At 54.5% G+C, this 14,179-nt stretch carries 19 protein-coding genes; 16 read left to right on the forward strand and 3 right to left on the reverse strand.

Going from position 1 to position 14,179, the window contains the following annotated elements; all coding sequences use genetic code 11:
* Positions 1–22: 22 nt before the first annotated feature.
* The 14 genes from murA to tatC all read left to right on the forward strand — a co-directional run bounded on the left by murA (position 23) and on the right by tatC (position 10,078).
* Complete coding sequence (gene murA, locus IEV29_RS10360) at positions 23–1,276, forward strand: UDP-N-acetylglucosamine 1-carboxyvinyltransferase (RefSeq protein WP_188381234.1); 1,254 nt, start codon at positions 23–25, stop codon at positions 1,274–1,276.
* Positions 1,273–1,935: an ATP phosphoribosyltransferase gene (gene hisG / locus IEV29_RS10365; RefSeq protein WP_188381235.1), complete on the forward strand. Its 663-nt coding sequence runs from the start codon at positions 1,273–1,275 to the stop codon at positions 1,933–1,935. The genes murA and hisG overlap by 4 nt, the downstream gene beginning before the upstream one ends.
* 68 nt (positions 1,936–2,003) lie before the next feature.
* Positions 2,004–3,317: a histidinol dehydrogenase gene (gene hisD, locus IEV29_RS10370; RefSeq protein ID WP_188381236.1), complete on the forward strand. Its 1,314-nt coding sequence runs from the start codon at positions 2,004–2,006 to the stop codon at positions 3,315–3,317.
* Positions 3,318–3,336: 19 nt separating this feature from the next.
* Positions 3,337–4,131 carry a DNA-methyltransferase gene (locus IEV29_RS10375; RefSeq protein WP_188381237.1) on the forward strand — a complete coding sequence of 265 codons (795 nt, stop codon included), beginning with the start codon at positions 3,337–3,339 and terminating at the stop codon, positions 4,129–4,131.
* A 255-nt stretch (positions 4,132–4,386) separates the two neighbouring features.
* The gene (gene hisB, locus IEV29_RS10380; protein WP_188381238.1) at positions 4,387–4,983 is read left to right on the forward strand and encodes an imidazoleglycerol-phosphate dehydratase HisB; all 597 of its coding nucleotides are present in this window, start codon (positions 4,387–4,389) and stop codon (positions 4,981–4,983) included.
* Between the two features lie 44 nt (positions 4,984–5,027).
* The gene (gene hisH / locus IEV29_RS10385) at positions 5,028–5,666 is read left to right on the forward strand and encodes an imidazole glycerol phosphate synthase subunit HisH (protein WP_188381239.1); all 639 of its coding nucleotides are present in this window, start codon (positions 5,028–5,030) and stop codon (positions 5,664–5,666) included.
* 55 nt (positions 5,667–5,721) lie between these two features.
* Positions 5,722–6,507 (forward strand): 1-(5-phosphoribosyl)-5-[(5-phosphoribosylamino)methylideneamino]imidazole-4-carboxamide isomerase, encoded by a 786-nt coding sequence (gene hisA / locus IEV29_RS10390; RefSeq protein WP_188381240.1) that lies wholly within the window; start codon positions 5,722–5,724, stop codon positions 6,505–6,507.
* Complete coding sequence (gene hisF, locus IEV29_RS10395; protein WP_188381241.1) at positions 6,504–7,268, forward strand: imidazole glycerol phosphate synthase subunit HisF; 765 nt, start codon at positions 6,504–6,506, stop codon at positions 7,266–7,268. Before hisA ends, hisF begins: the two co-directional genes overlap by 4 nt.
* On the forward strand, positions 7,265–7,693 hold the full coding sequence (gene hisI / locus IEV29_RS10400; protein ID WP_188381242.1) for a phosphoribosyl-AMP cyclohydrolase: 429 nt from the start codon (positions 7,265–7,267) through the stop codon (positions 7,691–7,693). The genes hisF and hisI overlap by 4 nt, the downstream gene beginning before the upstream one ends.
* Entirely contained in the window at positions 7,686–8,024 is a 339-nt protein-coding gene (locus IEV29_RS10405) for a phosphoribosyl-ATP diphosphatase (RefSeq protein ID WP_188381243.1), read from the forward strand. The genes hisI and IEV29_RS10405 overlap by 8 nt, the downstream gene beginning before the upstream one ends.
* A gap of 47 nt (positions 8,025–8,071) precedes the next feature.
* Positions 8,072–8,440 (forward strand): histidine triad nucleotide-binding protein, encoded by a 369-nt coding sequence (locus IEV29_RS10410; RefSeq protein ID WP_188381244.1) that lies wholly within the window; start codon positions 8,072–8,074, stop codon positions 8,438–8,440.
* Positions 8,441–8,482: 42 nt separating this feature from the next.
* Positions 8,483–8,707 (forward strand): Sec-independent protein translocase subunit TatA, encoded by a 225-nt coding sequence (tatA, locus tag IEV29_RS10415; RefSeq protein ID WP_188381245.1) that lies wholly within the window; start codon positions 8,483–8,485, stop codon positions 8,705–8,707.
* 52 nt (positions 8,708–8,759) lie between these two features.
* Entirely contained in the window at positions 8,760–9,263 is a 504-nt protein-coding gene (gene tatB / locus IEV29_RS10420; protein ID WP_188381246.1) for a Sec-independent protein translocase protein TatB, read from the forward strand.
* Between the two features lie 65 nt (positions 9,264–9,328).
* Positions 9,329–10,078 carry a twin-arginine translocase subunit TatC gene (gene tatC, locus IEV29_RS10425; RefSeq protein ID WP_188381247.1) on the forward strand — a complete coding sequence of 250 codons (750 nt, stop codon included), beginning with the start codon at positions 9,329–9,331 and terminating at the stop codon, positions 10,076–10,078.
* A gap of 6 nt (positions 10,079–10,084) precedes the next feature.
* On the opposite strand, the gene IEV29_RS10430 is transcribed toward tatC, so the two are convergent.
* Both IEV29_RS10430 and IEV29_RS10435 read right to left on the reverse strand, forming a co-directional pair.
* Positions 10,085–10,750 (reverse strand): DUF2461 domain-containing protein, encoded by a 666-nt coding sequence (locus IEV29_RS10430; protein ID WP_188381248.1) that lies wholly within the window; start codon positions 10,748–10,750, stop codon positions 10,085–10,087.
* 14 nt (positions 10,751–10,764) lie between these two features.
* The gene (locus IEV29_RS10435) at positions 10,765–11,943 is read right to left on the reverse strand and encodes a Do family serine endopeptidase (RefSeq protein ID WP_188381249.1); all 1,179 of its coding nucleotides are present in this window, start codon (positions 11,941–11,943) and stop codon (positions 10,765–10,767) included.
* A gap of 28 nt (positions 11,944–11,971) precedes the next feature.
* Here IEV29_RS10435 and IEV29_RS10440 point away from each other — a divergent pair, with 28 nt between their 5' ends.
* A complete protein-coding gene (locus tag IEV29_RS10440) occupies positions 11,972–12,736 on the forward strand; it encodes a Nif3-like dinuclear metal center hexameric protein (protein WP_188381809.1) in 765 nt (254 codons plus the stop codon).
* Between the two features lie 139 nt (positions 12,737–12,875).
* Positions 12,876–13,577, forward strand: coding sequence for a response regulator (locus tag IEV29_RS10445; protein ID WP_188381250.1), 702 nt, complete (start codon positions 12,876–12,878; stop codon positions 13,575–13,577).
* A 36-nt stretch (positions 13,578–13,613) separates the two neighbouring features.
* Here the strand turns inward: IEV29_RS10445 and mscL are convergent, their stop codons facing one another.
* Entirely contained in the window at positions 13,614–14,033 is a 420-nt protein-coding gene (gene mscL / locus IEV29_RS10450; RefSeq protein ID WP_308632723.1) for a large conductance mechanosensitive channel protein MscL, read from the reverse strand.
* Positions 14,034–14,179: the final 146 nt, after the last annotated feature.

Below are 14,179 nucleotides of genomic sequence, written 5' to 3' on the forward strand. Positions count from 1 at the left end.
TCCTGCATGGACTACGCCGTACATGGATAAGCTTTTGATACAGGGCGGTCATCGCCTTTCGGGTGAGATCACCATTGCTGGTGCGAAGAACGCGGCATTGCCGATTCTTTGTGCGGGCTTGCTGACGGATGATGCAGTTGAGCTGCACAATGTGCCGCGCCTGCAGGACGTGGCAACCATGCTCAAACTGCTGGAGCAGATGGGCCTGAAGATTCGCCAGGACGGCGAAACCGTCGTGCTCAATGGCGATGCGATTGACAAGCTGGAAGCGCCGTATCAACTGGTCAAAACCATGCGCGCTTCGATTCTTGTACTGGGCCCGTTATTGGCGCGCTTTGGCGAGGCCAAGGTGTCCTTGCCGGGCGGTTGTGCCATCGGCTCACGTCCGGTTGATCAGCACATCAAGGGTTTGCAGGCGATGGGCGCCGAGATTTCGATCGAGGCCGGGTATATCCACGCACGTGCCAAAAAACTTAAAGGCACACGCATCGTTACCGACATGATCACGGTCACCGGCACCGAGAATCTGCTGATGGCTGCCGTGCTGGCAGAAGGCGAGACGATTCTGGAAAACGCTGCGCGTGAACCGGAAGTGACCGATCTGGCCAATCTGCTGGTTGCGATGGGCGCAAAGATCGAAGGCATCGGTACCGATCGCCTGGTGATTCAGGGTGTCGACAAGCTCCACGGCGCAACGCATGCGGTGATTCCGGACCGCATCGAGACTGCAACGTTCCTCTGTGCTGTTGCCGCCGCTGGCGGTGATGTGACCTTGCGCAATGCGCGTACCGATACGCTGGATGTGGCGCTCGATAAATTGCGCGAAGCGGGCACAATTCTGACGACGGGTGATGACTGGATTCGTGTGCAGATGGCATCGCGTCCCAAAGCAGTCAGTTTCCGTACGACCGAATATCCTGGTTTTCCGACTGACATGCAGGCGCAGTTCATGGCGATGAACTGTATTGCTGAAGGCAGCAGCCGCGTGGTCGAGACGATCTTTGAAAATCGCTTCATGCACGTGCAGGAGATGAATCGTCTTGGCGCGGCCATCACGATCGAAGGTCACACGGCCATCATCAATGGCGTCGATAAACTGGTTGGTGCACCGGTCATGGCAACCGATCTGCGTGCATCAGCATCGCTGGTCATTGCGGCGCTGGCCGCCGAAGGCGAAACCTGCATCGACCGCATCTATCATCTGGACCGCGGTTACGACCGCATGGAAGTCAAATTGTCCGTCGTGGGCGCCAATATTCAACGAGTCAAATCATGACCCAACACTCGCAACAACTGACACTGGCGCTCTCCAAGGGCCGTATTTTCGAAGAGACCCTGCCATTGCTTGAAGCGGCTGGCATCAAGGTCAGCGAAAATCCGGAAACCTCGCGCAAGCTGATCCTGCCGACCAATGACCCGAACGTGCAAGTCATCATCGTACGTGCATCGGATGTACCGACCTACGTACAGTATGGCGCGGCGGATTTCGGTGTTGCCGGCAAGGATGTCTTGCTTGAGCATGGTGGTGAAGGCTTGTATCAGCCGATCGATCTGAATATCGCCAAATGCCGCATGTCGGTTGCCGTGCGCGCTGGTTTCGATTACGACACGGCAGTGCGCCAAGGCGCGCGTCTGCGTGTCGTGACTAAATATGTACAGACCGCGCGCGAACACTTCGCCGCCAAGGGTGTGCACGTTGATCTGATCAAGTTGTACGGCTCGATGGAGTTGGGGCCGCTGGTCGGCTTGGCCGATGCCATCGTCGATCTGGTCAGCACCGGCAGCACGTTGCGCGCCAACAATCTGGTCGAGGTGGAAGAGATCATGCAGATTTCGTCACGTCTGGTTGTCAATCAGGCCGCGCTGAAGCTTAAGCGTGAGCGCTTGCAGCCGATTCTGGAAGCATTTGAAGCGGCATCGAAGCGTAATGCTTGAGACAGCGTTTTGTCGATTCGCTGCTATTGTTTGATTTATCGTTATTTTTGATCTGAGCGGAAATAGAGATGTCCATACAGATTCGCAAGTTTGATTCCAGTCACCCTGACTTCCCGAAGCAGTTGAGCGAGGTGCTGGCATTTGAGGCGTCGGAAGACGAAGCCATTGATCGCAGTGCAATGCAGATTCTCGAGCATATCAAGCGCGAGGGCGACAAGGCCGTGCTCGAATACACCAAGCGCTTCGATCATGTTGAAGCAGACAGCATGGCAGCGCTTGAAATTTCGCAAGCCGAACTGCAAGCCGCGCTCGATCAACTGACGCCGGAACGACGTGCTGCCTTGCAGGTGGCCGCAGATCGCGTACGTATTTATCACGAACGTCAGAAGAACGAAATCGGCTCCAACGGTTTTACCTACACGGAAGCAGATGGCACCATCCTCGGTCAGAAAGTCACGCCACTGGATCGCGTGGGCTTGTACGTTCCAGGCGGCAAGGCAGCGTACCCTTCGTCGGTGCTGATGAATGCCATTCCGGCCAAGGTTGCCGGTGTGCCGGAAGTCATCATGGTCGTGCCGACGCCGAACGGTGTAAAAAATGAACTGGTGCTGGCCGCCGCAGCGATGTCCGGTGTAGATCGTGTATTCACGATTGGTGGTGCACAGGCGGTTGGCGCGCTGGCTTATGGTACGGCGACGATTCCGCAAGTGGACAAGATTGTCGGTCCGGGTAATGCGTATGTTGCTGCGGCCAAGCGTCGCGTGTTTGGCACAGTTGGTATCGACATGATCGCCGGCCCTTCGGAAATTCTGGTGATCTGCGATGGCACGACCAATCCGGACTGGATTGCGATGGATCTGTTCTCGCAGGCAGAGCACGATGAACTGGCGCAGTCGATCCTGATCTGCCCGGATGAAGCGTATCTCGACAAAGTGGCCGAGAGTGTGAATCGCCAACTGGCTGACATGCCGCGCAAGGATGTCATCACGACCTCGCTGACCAATCGGGGCGCACTGATCAAGGTGCGCGACATGGATGAAGCGTGCGAGATTGCCAACTTCATCGCGGCGGAGCATCTGGAAATTTCTGCCGAGAATCCACAGCAATTGGCTGACAAGATTCGTCACGCCGGTGCGATGTTCCTTGGTCGTTTTTCTTCCGAATCGCTTGGCGATTACTGTGCAGGACCCAACCATGTGCTGCCGACTTCGCGTACGGCACGTTTCTCGTCGCCGCTGGGTGTCTACGACTTCCAGAAGCGTTCGAGCATTCTGCAAGTCAGCGAAGGCGGTGCGCAGACGCTGGGCAAGGTTGCGGCCGAGCTGGCCTACGGCGAAGGCTTGCAGGCGCATGCGCGTTCTGCCGAATATCGTTTGAAGTGATGATGCCAGGGATGCGCACATGACAGACTGGTGCAATCGCATCTTTTGCGAAGATGCGCTGCTTGGCTTGTCGCGCATTCCCGAGGCGTCCATCGATCTGATCATTGCTGATCCACCTTATGGGTTGGGCAAGGATTACGGCAATGACTCGGATAAGCTCGATGCCGACGCATATCTGGCATGGATGGAGCAGTGGATTGATCTGGCGCTGCCCAAGCTCAAATCTACCGGCAGTCTCTATATCTTCCTGACCTGGCGCTATTCGCCGGAAATCTTTGTCATGCTCAAAAAACGCATGACCATGATCAACGAAATCATCTGGGATCGACGTGTGCCATCGATGGGCGGCAGCGTGCGACGATTTTCCTCTGTGCATGACACCATCGGTCTGTTCGTCAAGGCGAAGGACTATTACTTCGATCTGGATGCCGTGCGCGTACCCTACGATGCGCAAACCAAGAAGGCGCGTTCGCGTTCCATCTTTGTCGGCGCCAAATGGCTGGAAATGGGCTACAACCCCAAGGATGTCTGGAGCGTGTCGCGCCTGCATCGTGAACATCGCGAGCGCGAGGATCATCCGACGCAGAAACCGCTGGAAGTCGTGGAGCGCATGATCAAGGCATCGTGTCCACCGGGGGGGGTGGTGCTTGATCCATTTCTTGGGAGCGGCACGACGGCAGTCGCTGCTTTACGTTGTGGCCGACAATACACCGGGTTTGAGCTGAATGCCGAGTATTGCGCGCTGATTCAGGAGCGACTGGCCACCTTGGACAAGGGGCAGGCTACGCACTCGACTGTTGCGCCATGTGAGTGAATTTGTCGCGACAAGGCGGTCAATTTGTTCCGCTTCTGCCTACTTTTGTGCAAAACAGCCTAAAAATCTTGTTTGTGATGACCTTCTGATGCTGGAACGCAAAGTGCTTGCCCAAAATTTGGGTAGAATGCCAGTAGTGCAGTAAATTCAAAACAGCATCATTGGTTGTCAGAAACATCATTCGTGCATCACCAGAGGCAATGTGTTGCCTGACCACTCCATCAACGACCATCGTTTTCAACGTTTTTACCTCTCATGTCCACGTCACGTACCGCTGAAGTTACGCGTAACACCAACGAAACGCAGATTCGCGTTGCCATCAATCTGGACGGTACCGGCCAGCAAAAACTGAATACCGGTGTGCCGTTTCTTGATCACATGCTGGATCAGATCGCGCGTCACGGCCTGATCGATCTGGAAATTGATGCCAAGGGTGATTTGCACATCGATGCGCATCACACGGTGGAGGACGTCGGCATCACATTGGGTCAGGCGTTCGCCAAAGCAGTTGGCGACAAGAAGGGTATTCGTCGTTACGGTCATTCCTATGTGCCGCTGGACGAAGCCTTGTCCCGCGTAGTCATCGATTTTTCCGGACGCCCAGGCCTAGAGTTCAACGTTCCTTTTACGCGCTCCATGATCGGTACGTTTGACGTCGATCTGACCAGCGAATTTTTTCACGGCTTCGTTAATCATGCCTTGTGCACGCTGCACATCGATAACCTGCGCGGCGTGAATGCGCATCATCAATGCGAAACCGTCTTCAAGGCGTTTGGCCGTGCATTGCGCATGGCGCTTGAACTGGATTCACGCAGTGCTGGCACCATTCCATCGACCAAAGGCAGTCTGTAGCGCTTGCCAGCTTCGTTTCAAACATGGAATTCTGAAATACCGGTATGAACAAGATCGTGGTGGTGGATTACGGCATGGGTAACTTGCGCTCTGTTGCGCAAGCCTTGCGTCAGGTTGCGCCGGAGGCCGATGTCCGCATTTCGGGCGACGTGGCCGATATTCGGTCGGCTGACCGGTTGGTATTGCCAGGCCAAGGTGCGATTCCTGACTGCATGCGTTCCCTGCAGGAATCGGGCGTCAAGGAAGAGGTATTGAAGGCTGCTGCCAGCAAGCCTTTGTTTGGCGTCTGCGTCGGTGAGCAAATGATGTTTGACTGGAGCGAAGAGGGCGATACCGATGGCCTGGGGTTGTTCCCCGGTAAGGTAGTGCGCTTTCGTCTCGACGATCAGGTGCAGGAAGACGGCTCGCGCTTCAAGGTGCCGCAGATGGGCTGGAACCGTGTTCGTCAGTCCCTGTCTCACCCACTCTGGAACGGCATTGCCGACGACAGTTACTTTTACTTTGTGCACAGTTATTACGCGCAGCCTGCAGAGCGTGCACACGTTGCTGGTGAGACGCCTTATGGCGCCGAGTTTTGCAGCGCGATTGCGCGAGACAATATCTTTGCTACCCAGTTTCACCCGGAAAAAAGTGCATCGGCCGGTTTGCAGTTATACAAGAATTTTGTTCACTGGAATCCCTGATCGCATTTTCTGATCGTTTCTTGTTTTCATTCATCACTCTTAACAAAACCATCCCATGCTGCTCATCCCTGCCATCGATCTCAAAGACGGTCATTGCGTTCGCCTGAAACAAGGCGATATGGAACAGGCGACCGTATTCTCCGAAGACCCTGCCGAGATGGCGCGCCATTGGTTGATGCAGGGCGCACGTCGTCTGCATCTGGTTGATCTGAATGGCGCATTTGCCGGCAAGCCGAAGAACGAGTCCGCAGTCAAATCGATCTTGCTGACGGTGCGTGAATTTGCAGAAGAGAACGGCCTGGATGAAATTCCTGTGCAGCTGGGTGGTGGCATCCGTGATCTGGATACGATCGAACGCTATCTCGATGATGGCTTGAGCTACATCATCATCGGCACCGCAGCCGTCAAGAATCCGGGTTTTCTGCACGATGCATGCAGCGCGTTTCCGGGCCAGATCATCGTCGGTCTTGACGCCAAGGATGGCAAGGTTGCAACCGATGGCTGGAGCAAACTGTCCGGTCACGAGGTCATCGATCTGGCGAAAAAATTTGAAGACTATGGCTGTGAAGCCATCGTCTATACCGACATCGGACGTGACGGCATGATGGGTGGTGTCAATATCGATGCCACGGTCAAGCTGGCACAAAGCGTGAGCATTCCGATCATCGCCTCCGGCGGCGTGCATAACATCAAGGACGTCGAAGCACTTTGCGACGTACAGGACGAAGGTATTGAAGGCGTGATTTGTGGTCGTTCGATCTATGAGGGCACGCTGGATTTGCGCTCCGCACAGGATCGCGCAGACGAGCTGAGCGGTGTCGAACCGGAAACTGACGAATGACACTGGCAAAACGGATTATCCCTTGCCTCGACGTGACTGCTGGTCGCGTCGTCAAGGGCGTCAATTTTCTCGAACTGCGTGATGCTGGTGATCCGGTGGAGATCGCCAAACGCTATGATGATCAGGGCGCGGATGAAATCACGTTTCTCGACATCACGGCGACGTCCGATGGCCGCGATCTGATTCTCGATATCATCGAAGCGGTGGCTTCGCAGGTATTCATCCCGCTGACGGTTGGTGGTGGCGTGCGTGCAGTGGAAGACGTGCGTCGTTTGCTCAATGCGGGTGCCGACAAGGTTGGCATCAACAGCTCAGCCATCAGCAATCCGCAGCTGGTTTTCGACGCGGCAAAAAAATACGGCTCGCAATGCATTGTTGTTGCCATCGATGCCAAGAAAGCCAGCGATGGTCGTTGGGAAGTCTTTACCCATGGCGGTCGCAAGGCAACCGGACTCGATGCGATCGAGTGGGCAAGAAAGATGGAAGGTCTGGGCGCCGGCGAAATCCTGCTGACCAGCATGGATCGTGATGGCACCAGGTCCGGTTTCGATCTGGATTTGACACGTTCCGTTTCCGATGCCATCAGCATTCCGGTGATTGCATCCGGTGGTGTGGGCGGCTTGCAGGATTTGTCGGATGGCATCAAGGTTGGTCGTGCTGATGCAGTGTTGGCAGCCAGCATTTTTCACTATGGTCAGCATACGGTGCAGGAAGCCAAGCGCTTCATGTCCGAACAAGGCATCCCGATGAGGTTGGTATGAGTACCAATGCAAAGTGGTTAAACAAGGTAAAGTGGGACGAGCACGGTCTTGTTCCGGTCATTGCGCAGGAAGTCGGCAGCAATGATGTGTTGATGTTCGCGTGGATGAATCGCGACGCGCTGGCCAAGACTGTGGAAACGGGCGAAGCAATCTACTGGAGTCGTTCGCGCAAGAAGCTGTGGCACAAGGGTGAGGAATCCGGCCACACGCAAAAAGTGCATGAGGTTCGCCTCGATTGCGATGAAGATGTCGTACTGCTCAAGGTTGAGCAGGTCGGCAAGATTGCATGTCACACAGGACGTCACTCCTGCTTCTTTCAGAAGTTTGAAGGTGATGCGGCTGGCGGCGACTGGCAGACCGTCGAGTCGGTGTTGAAAGACCCGGATGCCATTTATAAGGATAAGGATAAGGGCGGACATGAGTGAGATGCTGAGCCGTCTGGCCGAGGTCATTGAATCGCGCAAACCGGCTGCGGGCGGCGACCCGGAAAAATCCTATGTCGCGCGCTTGTTCAGCAAAGGTGACGACGCCATTCTGAAGAAAATCGGTGAGGAAGCGACCGAAACCGTGATGGCCGCCAAGGATGCGCGCGTCAGTGGTGATAAATCCAAGGTACTGTACGAATGCGCCGATCTCTGGTTTCACTCGATGGTACTGCTGGCGCAATTCGATCTGAAACCGCAGGACGTCATCAATGAGCTGGCGCGCCGAGAAGGCGTGTCAGGCATCGAAGAAAAAGCTTCCCGCAAGGATTGAGCATGTCATGTCGCGCATGACATGGTGTGATAACAAGGAGACGTGATTTGGATAACTGCATTTTCTGCAAGATCGCTGCAAAACAGATTCCGGCAAAGTTGATTCATGAAGATGACGATCTGCTGGCATTTCACGATATCAATCCTGCTGCGCCTGTCCATTTTCTGATCGTGCCGAAAAAGCATATTGCAACGCTTGCTGATTGCACAACAGAAGATCAGGCCCTGCTTGGCAAAATGTCCTTGCTGGCACCAAAACTTGCCGCGCAACTCGGATGCGGTTACAACGTTGAAGGTGATGGCAAAGGCGGTTTCAAGACCTTGTTCAATATCGGTCCCGATGGCGGACAAGAGGTGTACCATCTGCATATGCATGTCATCGGCGGTCCACGTCCGTGGGGTCGTTCGCTGGCTTGATCTGATCAAAAACGAGGCGGCAGCGCCATCAAGGAGAATTGAATGGGTTCGTTTAGCATTTGGCACTGGCTGGTTGTTTTGTTGATTGTGGCACTGGTTTTCGGTACCAAGAAATTGGCCAATATGGGCTCTGACGTCGGCAAGGCTGTCAAAGGTTTTAAAGACGGCATGAAAGGCGAAGAAGAGGAGGCCGCGCGCAAAGAGTCTGCGCAAGTGGCCGATAAATCCACGGTCGACGTCGAAGCCAGAGAGAAATCGAAGCACTGATCCAGTGCCGTCGATGCTTTAATCGATGGCATTCTGTTGATTCGATACGCACATGATTGACATCGCCTTCTCCAAACTTGCGATCATTGGTGTCGCTGCGCTGGTCTTTATTGGCCCGGAGCGGCTGCCCAAGGTCGCGCGCATGGCTGGCACGATGCTGGGCCGTGCGCAGCGTTATATCAATGATGTGAAGGCAGAGGTAAGTCGCGAAATGGAGCTCGACGAACTGCGCAAGATGCACAAGGATGTGCAGGCAGCAGCCAGCGATGTCGAGAATACGATTTCACGCAACTTTTCGCATGCCGAGAAAGAGATGCATTCCGTCTGGAATGAGATGCCCGCAAGTGATGACAATCCCTTGATGGAACCGCCGACATTCGATCAGGTATCGGAAAAATCCCGTAATTTCCGCAAGAAGAAACTCGCGCGCACCTCGGGACTGCCCTCCTGGTACAAACGACAGACCGGACATCGCTCGCATGTCATTTCGGGCGCCGCGCGTGTTGCTAAATACCGCTCGTCTGCGTCGTCGCAGTCGCGTTCTTTTTTTCATTGAGTGCGGATGCGCGATTCGCTTTTTCTTTCCCCGGTTTCGCGCCTGCGCGTGGATGATGAGCCGACATGAGTGGTAACGAAGAATCTTTCATTTCCCATCTGGTAGAACTGCGTAGTCGCTTGATGAAGGCGGCAATCGTGGTAATCGTGGTCTTTCTGTGTCTGATGCCATGGGCTGGCACGATCTACGATTTTCTCGCGTGGCCGATGATGCAGGCGCTGCCGCAGGGTAGCAAGATGATTGCAACCGGTGTGATCACACCGTTTCTGATTCCGGTCAAGGTCACAATGCTGCTGGCCTTCATCATCGCGTTGCCATGGGTGCTGTATCAGATGTGGGCGTTCATTGCGCCAGGCTTGTATGCGCATGAAAAGAAACTGATTGCACCGCTGGTCATTTCTTCTTCCCTGCTGTTCATGGCAGGGGTCGCGTTCTGCTATTACTTTGTGTTTGGCGTCATTTTTCACTTCATCAATAATTTCGCGCCGCATTCGATATCGGTTGCGCCGGATATCGATAGTTACTTCGGATTCGTGATGACGATGTTCATCGCCTTCGGCCTTACGTTCGAAGTGCCGGTTGTGGTGATTGTACTGGTGCGCATGGGGCTGGTATCGGTGCAGAAACTGCGGCAGATCCGTCCTTACGTGATTGTCGGTGCGTTCGTGATTGCGGCGATCGTTACGCCACCAGATGTGATGAGTCAGTTGCTGCTGGCAATACCGTTATGCTTGCTATACGAGGTGGGTTTGTTGCTGGCGCCGGTGTTTGAAAAGGCGACGCGCGCCCCGTCTGAGGAAATTGAGCCGATGTAAGCAGGCTCAGGTCTGACGCAGCCAGGAAATCAATGGCCAGCTATCTTTGAAGGCAGACAGAATTGTCGCCTCCAGCGCATCCGGATCCTTGATCACATCGATTTCGATCCAGACAATAAAGCTTTTCAGCTTGATGTATTCCGCATGTGGCCCCTGATCGCCAAAACCTTTGGGAGGACGCGTCAGTTTGCCTTCTTCCTGCAGGCCGCCAAACGTTTTCACCAGTTTTTTGTCCTTCAATACTTTGGCAAATCCCGCGCGATCGTTAAGGACGTGCTCGCGGATGGCACGCAGACGATCCGGCGGTGGCATCCATTCGCCGCCAGCGATCAATAATTTTCCTGATGCGTCGATATGAAAATAATAGGTCGGGCCACCACCTTGGCTGGGCTTTTTCAGTCCGCTGGCATTCAGCGCTGCCGAAAAATGCGTTTTGTAGGGAATCTTCTCGCGCGAGAAGCGCATGTCCCGATTGATGCGAAACAGCGCCTTCTTGGGATTCACGTTCGCGATTAGTGGATCAAACTTGCTGACTTCGCTAATCAGGCGCATCACCAGTTGCAGGAATTCTGCGCGCAGAATGTCGTAACGCGGTTTGTTCATAACAAACCAGGCGCGATTGTTGTTTTCGGACAGCTCTGACAGGAATGCGCTGAGATCGCGAACGTGCATGCGTGTTTCCCGCCTTATTCGCCAAGCGTACGCGACTGCGCACGGGGACGCTGTCCGATGACAATGCTCAGCGTGGTTTCCTGATTGTTGCGCAACACGATCGCTTGCGTTTTGGTGTTCGGTTTCAGTTGCGCAATATGCGTCAGCATGTCGGCCATATCGGCAATGGCTTTGCCATCGATGGAAACCAGAATGTCGCCGGGGCGGATACCTGCTTTGTCCGCGGGGCCGCCTCGCAATACGCCGGCGATGATGGCGCCGGTGGTTTTCTTCAAGCCAAAACTCTCGGCGAGCTCTGGCGTGATGTCTTGCGGTTCGACACCGATATAGCCGCGTACGACTTGCCCATCCTTGATGATCGCATCCATCACCGACTTCACGGTGGTGACGGGAATGGCGAAGCCAATACCGAGCGAGCCTCCGCTGCGTGAATAGATCGCAGTATTGATGCCGAGCAGATTGCCGTGTACGTCGATCAATGCGCCCCCGGAATTTCCGGGATTGATCGCTGCATCGGTCTGAATGAAGTTTTCAAAGGCGTCCAGAATGCCGAGGTGGTTGCGACCCAGTGCAGAGATAATGCCCATGGTGACTGTCTGGCCGACACCGAATGGATTACCGATTGCGAGCACGACATCACCGACACGCGCTTCTTCGACATGCCCGAGGGTGATGGCTGGCAAGTCTTTCAAATCGATCTTGATGACGGCCAAATCGGTTTCCGGATCGGAGCCGACAACCTTGGCTTGTGCCTTGCGTCCGTCTGTCAGGGCCACTTCGATTTCGTCCGCAGACTCCACGACATGGTTGTTTGTCAGTACATAACCTTCCGAGCTGACAATGACGCCGGAGCCGAGGCTGACCTGTTTGTCTTGGTCTTCATCCAGTCGGTCACCAAAAAATTTCCGGAAGAATGGGTCATCCATGAACGGATGCTGCATTGGTGCCGCATTCTTGCTGGTGAAGATGTTGACCACGGAGGGCATTGCAAGGCGTGCAGCATCGCGATAGGAGCCTTGTGCTGGCGTTGCACTGGCGGGTGCTTCCAGCATCGGGACGGAACTGGCACTACGGATTTTGTGTGCGGAGCCGAACAGGCCGCCAGCCCATTCGGGCTTGAGGGTCGTTACAATAAAAAGTATCGCCAAACCGATCGTTACGGTTTGCGCAAATAACAGCCAAAGACGTCGCATAAAGGTAGAAACAATGAGTCAGAAGACGATGGACAAGACATTAGATAGAACTGCGCTTGCCGCATATCTGGCAAGCACACTTGATATTACTCGTTTTCGGGATTATTGCCCAAACGGTCTGCAGGTGGAAGGCCGTGCCGAGATCAAGACCTTGGTGAGTGGCGTGACAGCCAGCATGGCTCTGATTGATGCCGCCATCGCACACAAGGCCGATGCGATTCTGGTCCATCACGGCTATTTCTGGCGTGGCGAAGATGCGCGTGTCGTTGGCCAAAAGCATGGGCGCCTGAAGGCGCTGCTGGCGCATGACATCAATCTGTTTGCCTATCATCTGCCTTTGGATTCACATCCGGAGTTTGGCAATAATGCACAGTTGGCAAAGCTGTTTGGACTCAAGGTGGAAGGACGCTTTGGCGAAGATCAGATCGGCTGGCTGGGGACAACAGACGACGCATCGCTGGCGACGGTGGGCGATCTGGCGCAGCATGTGGCGCGCTGTCTCGGGCGTACGCCGCTGATGATCGGGCACGCGGCACAGCCCGTCGGTAAAGTCGCCTGGTGTTCCGGCGCGGCGCAGAACTTCCTGGGTGAGGCAATTGCCGCTGGTGCCAATGTGTATTTGAGTGGCGAGATTTCCGAACCCACAGTCCATCTGGCGCGCGAGAGTGGCGTCGCGTATCTTGCCTGCGGGCATCATGCTACCGAGCGTTACGGCGTGAAGGCACTGGGTGAACATGTCGCTGCACTTTTCGGCATCGAGCACCATTTTATCGATATCGATAACCCGGTGTGATGTGGATATCGTGCAAGGAAATTGACGCAATTGCCATCAAGTGCTGTTACATTGTTACAAGCCTATGGTATAACTTACAACCAAGTAAGTATTGCCTGTGTGAATTATGTGGCAAGAAGACCGGAATGGAGGTACAACGATGCTGCACGCGGTAACCCAGGAGTCTGCACTGGTTCTATTGGTCGAGGATGATGCCGTTACACGACGCATGCTGTCCTTGTCGATTGAGAAGGAGCCTTCGCTCCAGTTACTGGCAGCGCTCGACTCCCGACAGACGGCGTTGGCATGGTTGGAAAAAGAGCCCATCGATATTCTCGTTGTCGATTTGGGATTGCCGGATGGTTCCGGTATCGATGTCATCCGTCATTGCACCAAGTTGCGTCCTGCTGCGCACATCATGGTGATTACGACCTCCAGCGATGAAGATAATGTGATCGCCAGCATCGAGGCGGGCGCATCCGGCTATGTGTTGAAGGATGCCGGGCAACTGGATATCGTCGCGGCCATTCGCGAGTTGCAGGAGGGCGGTTCGCCTATCAGTCCGTCGATCGCGCGCAAGGTCCTGGCCAAGATGCGTACTGCCAAGGTGCCAGAAGCGGGTGCCGACGAAAGTGCGAAACCGACGGTGGCATTGACCAAGCGCGAGAGCATGATTCTCGACTTGATCGCACGTGGTGATACCTATGGTGAGGTTGCGCGACAGTTGTCCTTGTCGGTCGGCACCGTCCAGACGCATATCAAGAATATTTACGACAAGCTTTCCGTGCATTCGCGCGGCGAAGCTGTTTATGAAGCCAACCGTCGCGGCTTGCTGCAACTGGATCGTCTGAAGTCCCGTTAAACAAAAAAGGCAACCTTTCGGTTGCCTTGCTTACTCTTACTTTTTCAATGAGTCGCGAATCTCGCGCAGCAGGATGATATCCTCCGGCGTGACGGCTGGTTTTTCTTCTGGAGGAGGCTCCGCCTTTTTGGCCTTGTTCAGCAAGCGCACCATCTGGAAAATAATAAACGCCAGAATCAGGAAGTTCAGCAGGATCGTCAGGAAGTTGCCATACGCGAATACTGCGCCAGCAGCTTGAGCTTCGGCTAAAGGTAGTCCCGTAGGTTGCCCGTTCAGCGGGAGATAATAATTACTGAAGTCGAGGCCGCCAAAGATCTTGCCGACGATTGGCATGATGATGTCCTTGACCATCGAATCGACAATTTTTCCGAAGGCGCCACCAATGATCACAGCCACCGCCAGATCAACAACATTGCCTTTGATGGCGAAAGCCTTGAATTCCTGCATCATGCCCATGGCAAGTCCTTTCCTGTTTGCTGATGTTTATAAAAATACATTGTCGACTACTTTATGTGCGTAGGTGGCAGTGAGTCAATTCGTAATTCCCTAAATCGGTTGGTAATGTTATTTTTCTAACCGAACGTCACGTGATTTTGGCCGCG

The organism is Oxalicibacterium faecigallinarum (assembly GCF_014635705.1).
Taxonomy (GTDB): domain Bacteria; phylum Pseudomonadota; class Gammaproteobacteria; order Burkholderiales; family Burkholderiaceae_D; genus Oxalicibacterium; species Oxalicibacterium faecigallinarum.

Bases quoted from the DNA above. Each gene is read 5' to 3' on its own strand.
- IEV29_RS10430 (WP_188381248.1), bottom strand. From the start codon at position 10,750: ATGCACGTTCGCGATCTCAGCGCATTCCTGTCAGAGCTGTCCGAAAAC.
- hisA (WP_188381240.1), top strand. From the start codon at position 5,722: ATGCTGCTCATCCCTGCCATCGATCTCAAAGACGGTCATTGCGTTCGC.
- mscL (WP_308632723.1), bottom strand. From the start codon at position 14,033: ATGGGCATGATGCAGGAATTCAAGGCTTTCGCCATCAAAGGCAATGTT.
- IEV29_RS10440 (WP_188381809.1), top strand. From the start codon at position 11,972: ATGGACAAGACATTAGATAGAACTGCGCTTGCCGCATATCTGGCAAGC.
- IEV29_RS10445 (WP_188381250.1), top strand. From the start codon at position 12,876: ATGCTGCACGCGGTAACCCAGGAGTCTGCACTGGTTCTATTGGTCGAG.
- hisB (WP_188381238.1), top strand. From the start codon at position 4,387: ATGTCCACGTCACGTACCGCTGAAGTTACGCGTAACACCAACGAAACG.
- IEV29_RS10375 (WP_188381237.1), top strand. From the start codon at position 3,337: ATGACAGACTGGTGCAATCGCATCTTTTGCGAAGATGCGCTGCTTGGC.
- hisD (WP_188381236.1), top strand. From the start codon at position 2,004: ATGTCCATACAGATTCGCAAGTTTGATTCCAGTCACCCTGACTTCCCG.
- IEV29_RS10405 (WP_188381243.1), top strand. From the start codon at position 7,686: ATGAGTGAGATGCTGAGCCGTCTGGCCGAGGTCATTGAATCGCGCAAA.
- hisG (WP_188381235.1), top strand. From the start codon at position 1,273: ATGACCCAACACTCGCAACAACTGACACTGGCGCTCTCCAAGGGCCGT.
- hisH (WP_188381239.1), top strand. From the start codon at position 5,028: ATGAACAAGATCGTGGTGGTGGATTACGGCATGGGTAACTTGCGCTCT.
- tatB (WP_188381246.1), top strand. From the start codon at position 8,760: ATGATTGACATCGCCTTCTCCAAACTTGCGATCATTGGTGTCGCTGCG.
- murA (WP_188381234.1), top strand. From the start codon at position 23: ATGGATAAGCTTTTGATACAGGGCGGTCATCGCCTTTCGGGTGAGATC.
- tatA (WP_188381245.1), top strand. From the start codon at position 8,483: ATGGGTTCGTTTAGCATTTGGCACTGGCTGGTTGTTTTGTTGATTGTG.
- hisI (WP_188381242.1), top strand. From the start codon at position 7,265: ATGAGTACCAATGCAAAGTGGTTAAACAAGGTAAAGTGGGACGAGCAC.
- tatC (WP_188381247.1), top strand. From the start codon at position 9,329: ATGAGTGGTAACGAAGAATCTTTCATTTCCCATCTGGTAGAACTGCGT.
- IEV29_RS10435 (WP_188381249.1), bottom strand. From the start codon at position 11,943: ATGCGACGTCTTTGGCTGTTATTTGCGCAAACCGTAACGATCGGTTTG.
- hisF (WP_188381241.1), top strand. From the start codon at position 6,504: ATGACACTGGCAAAACGGATTATCCCTTGCCTCGACGTGACTGCTGGT.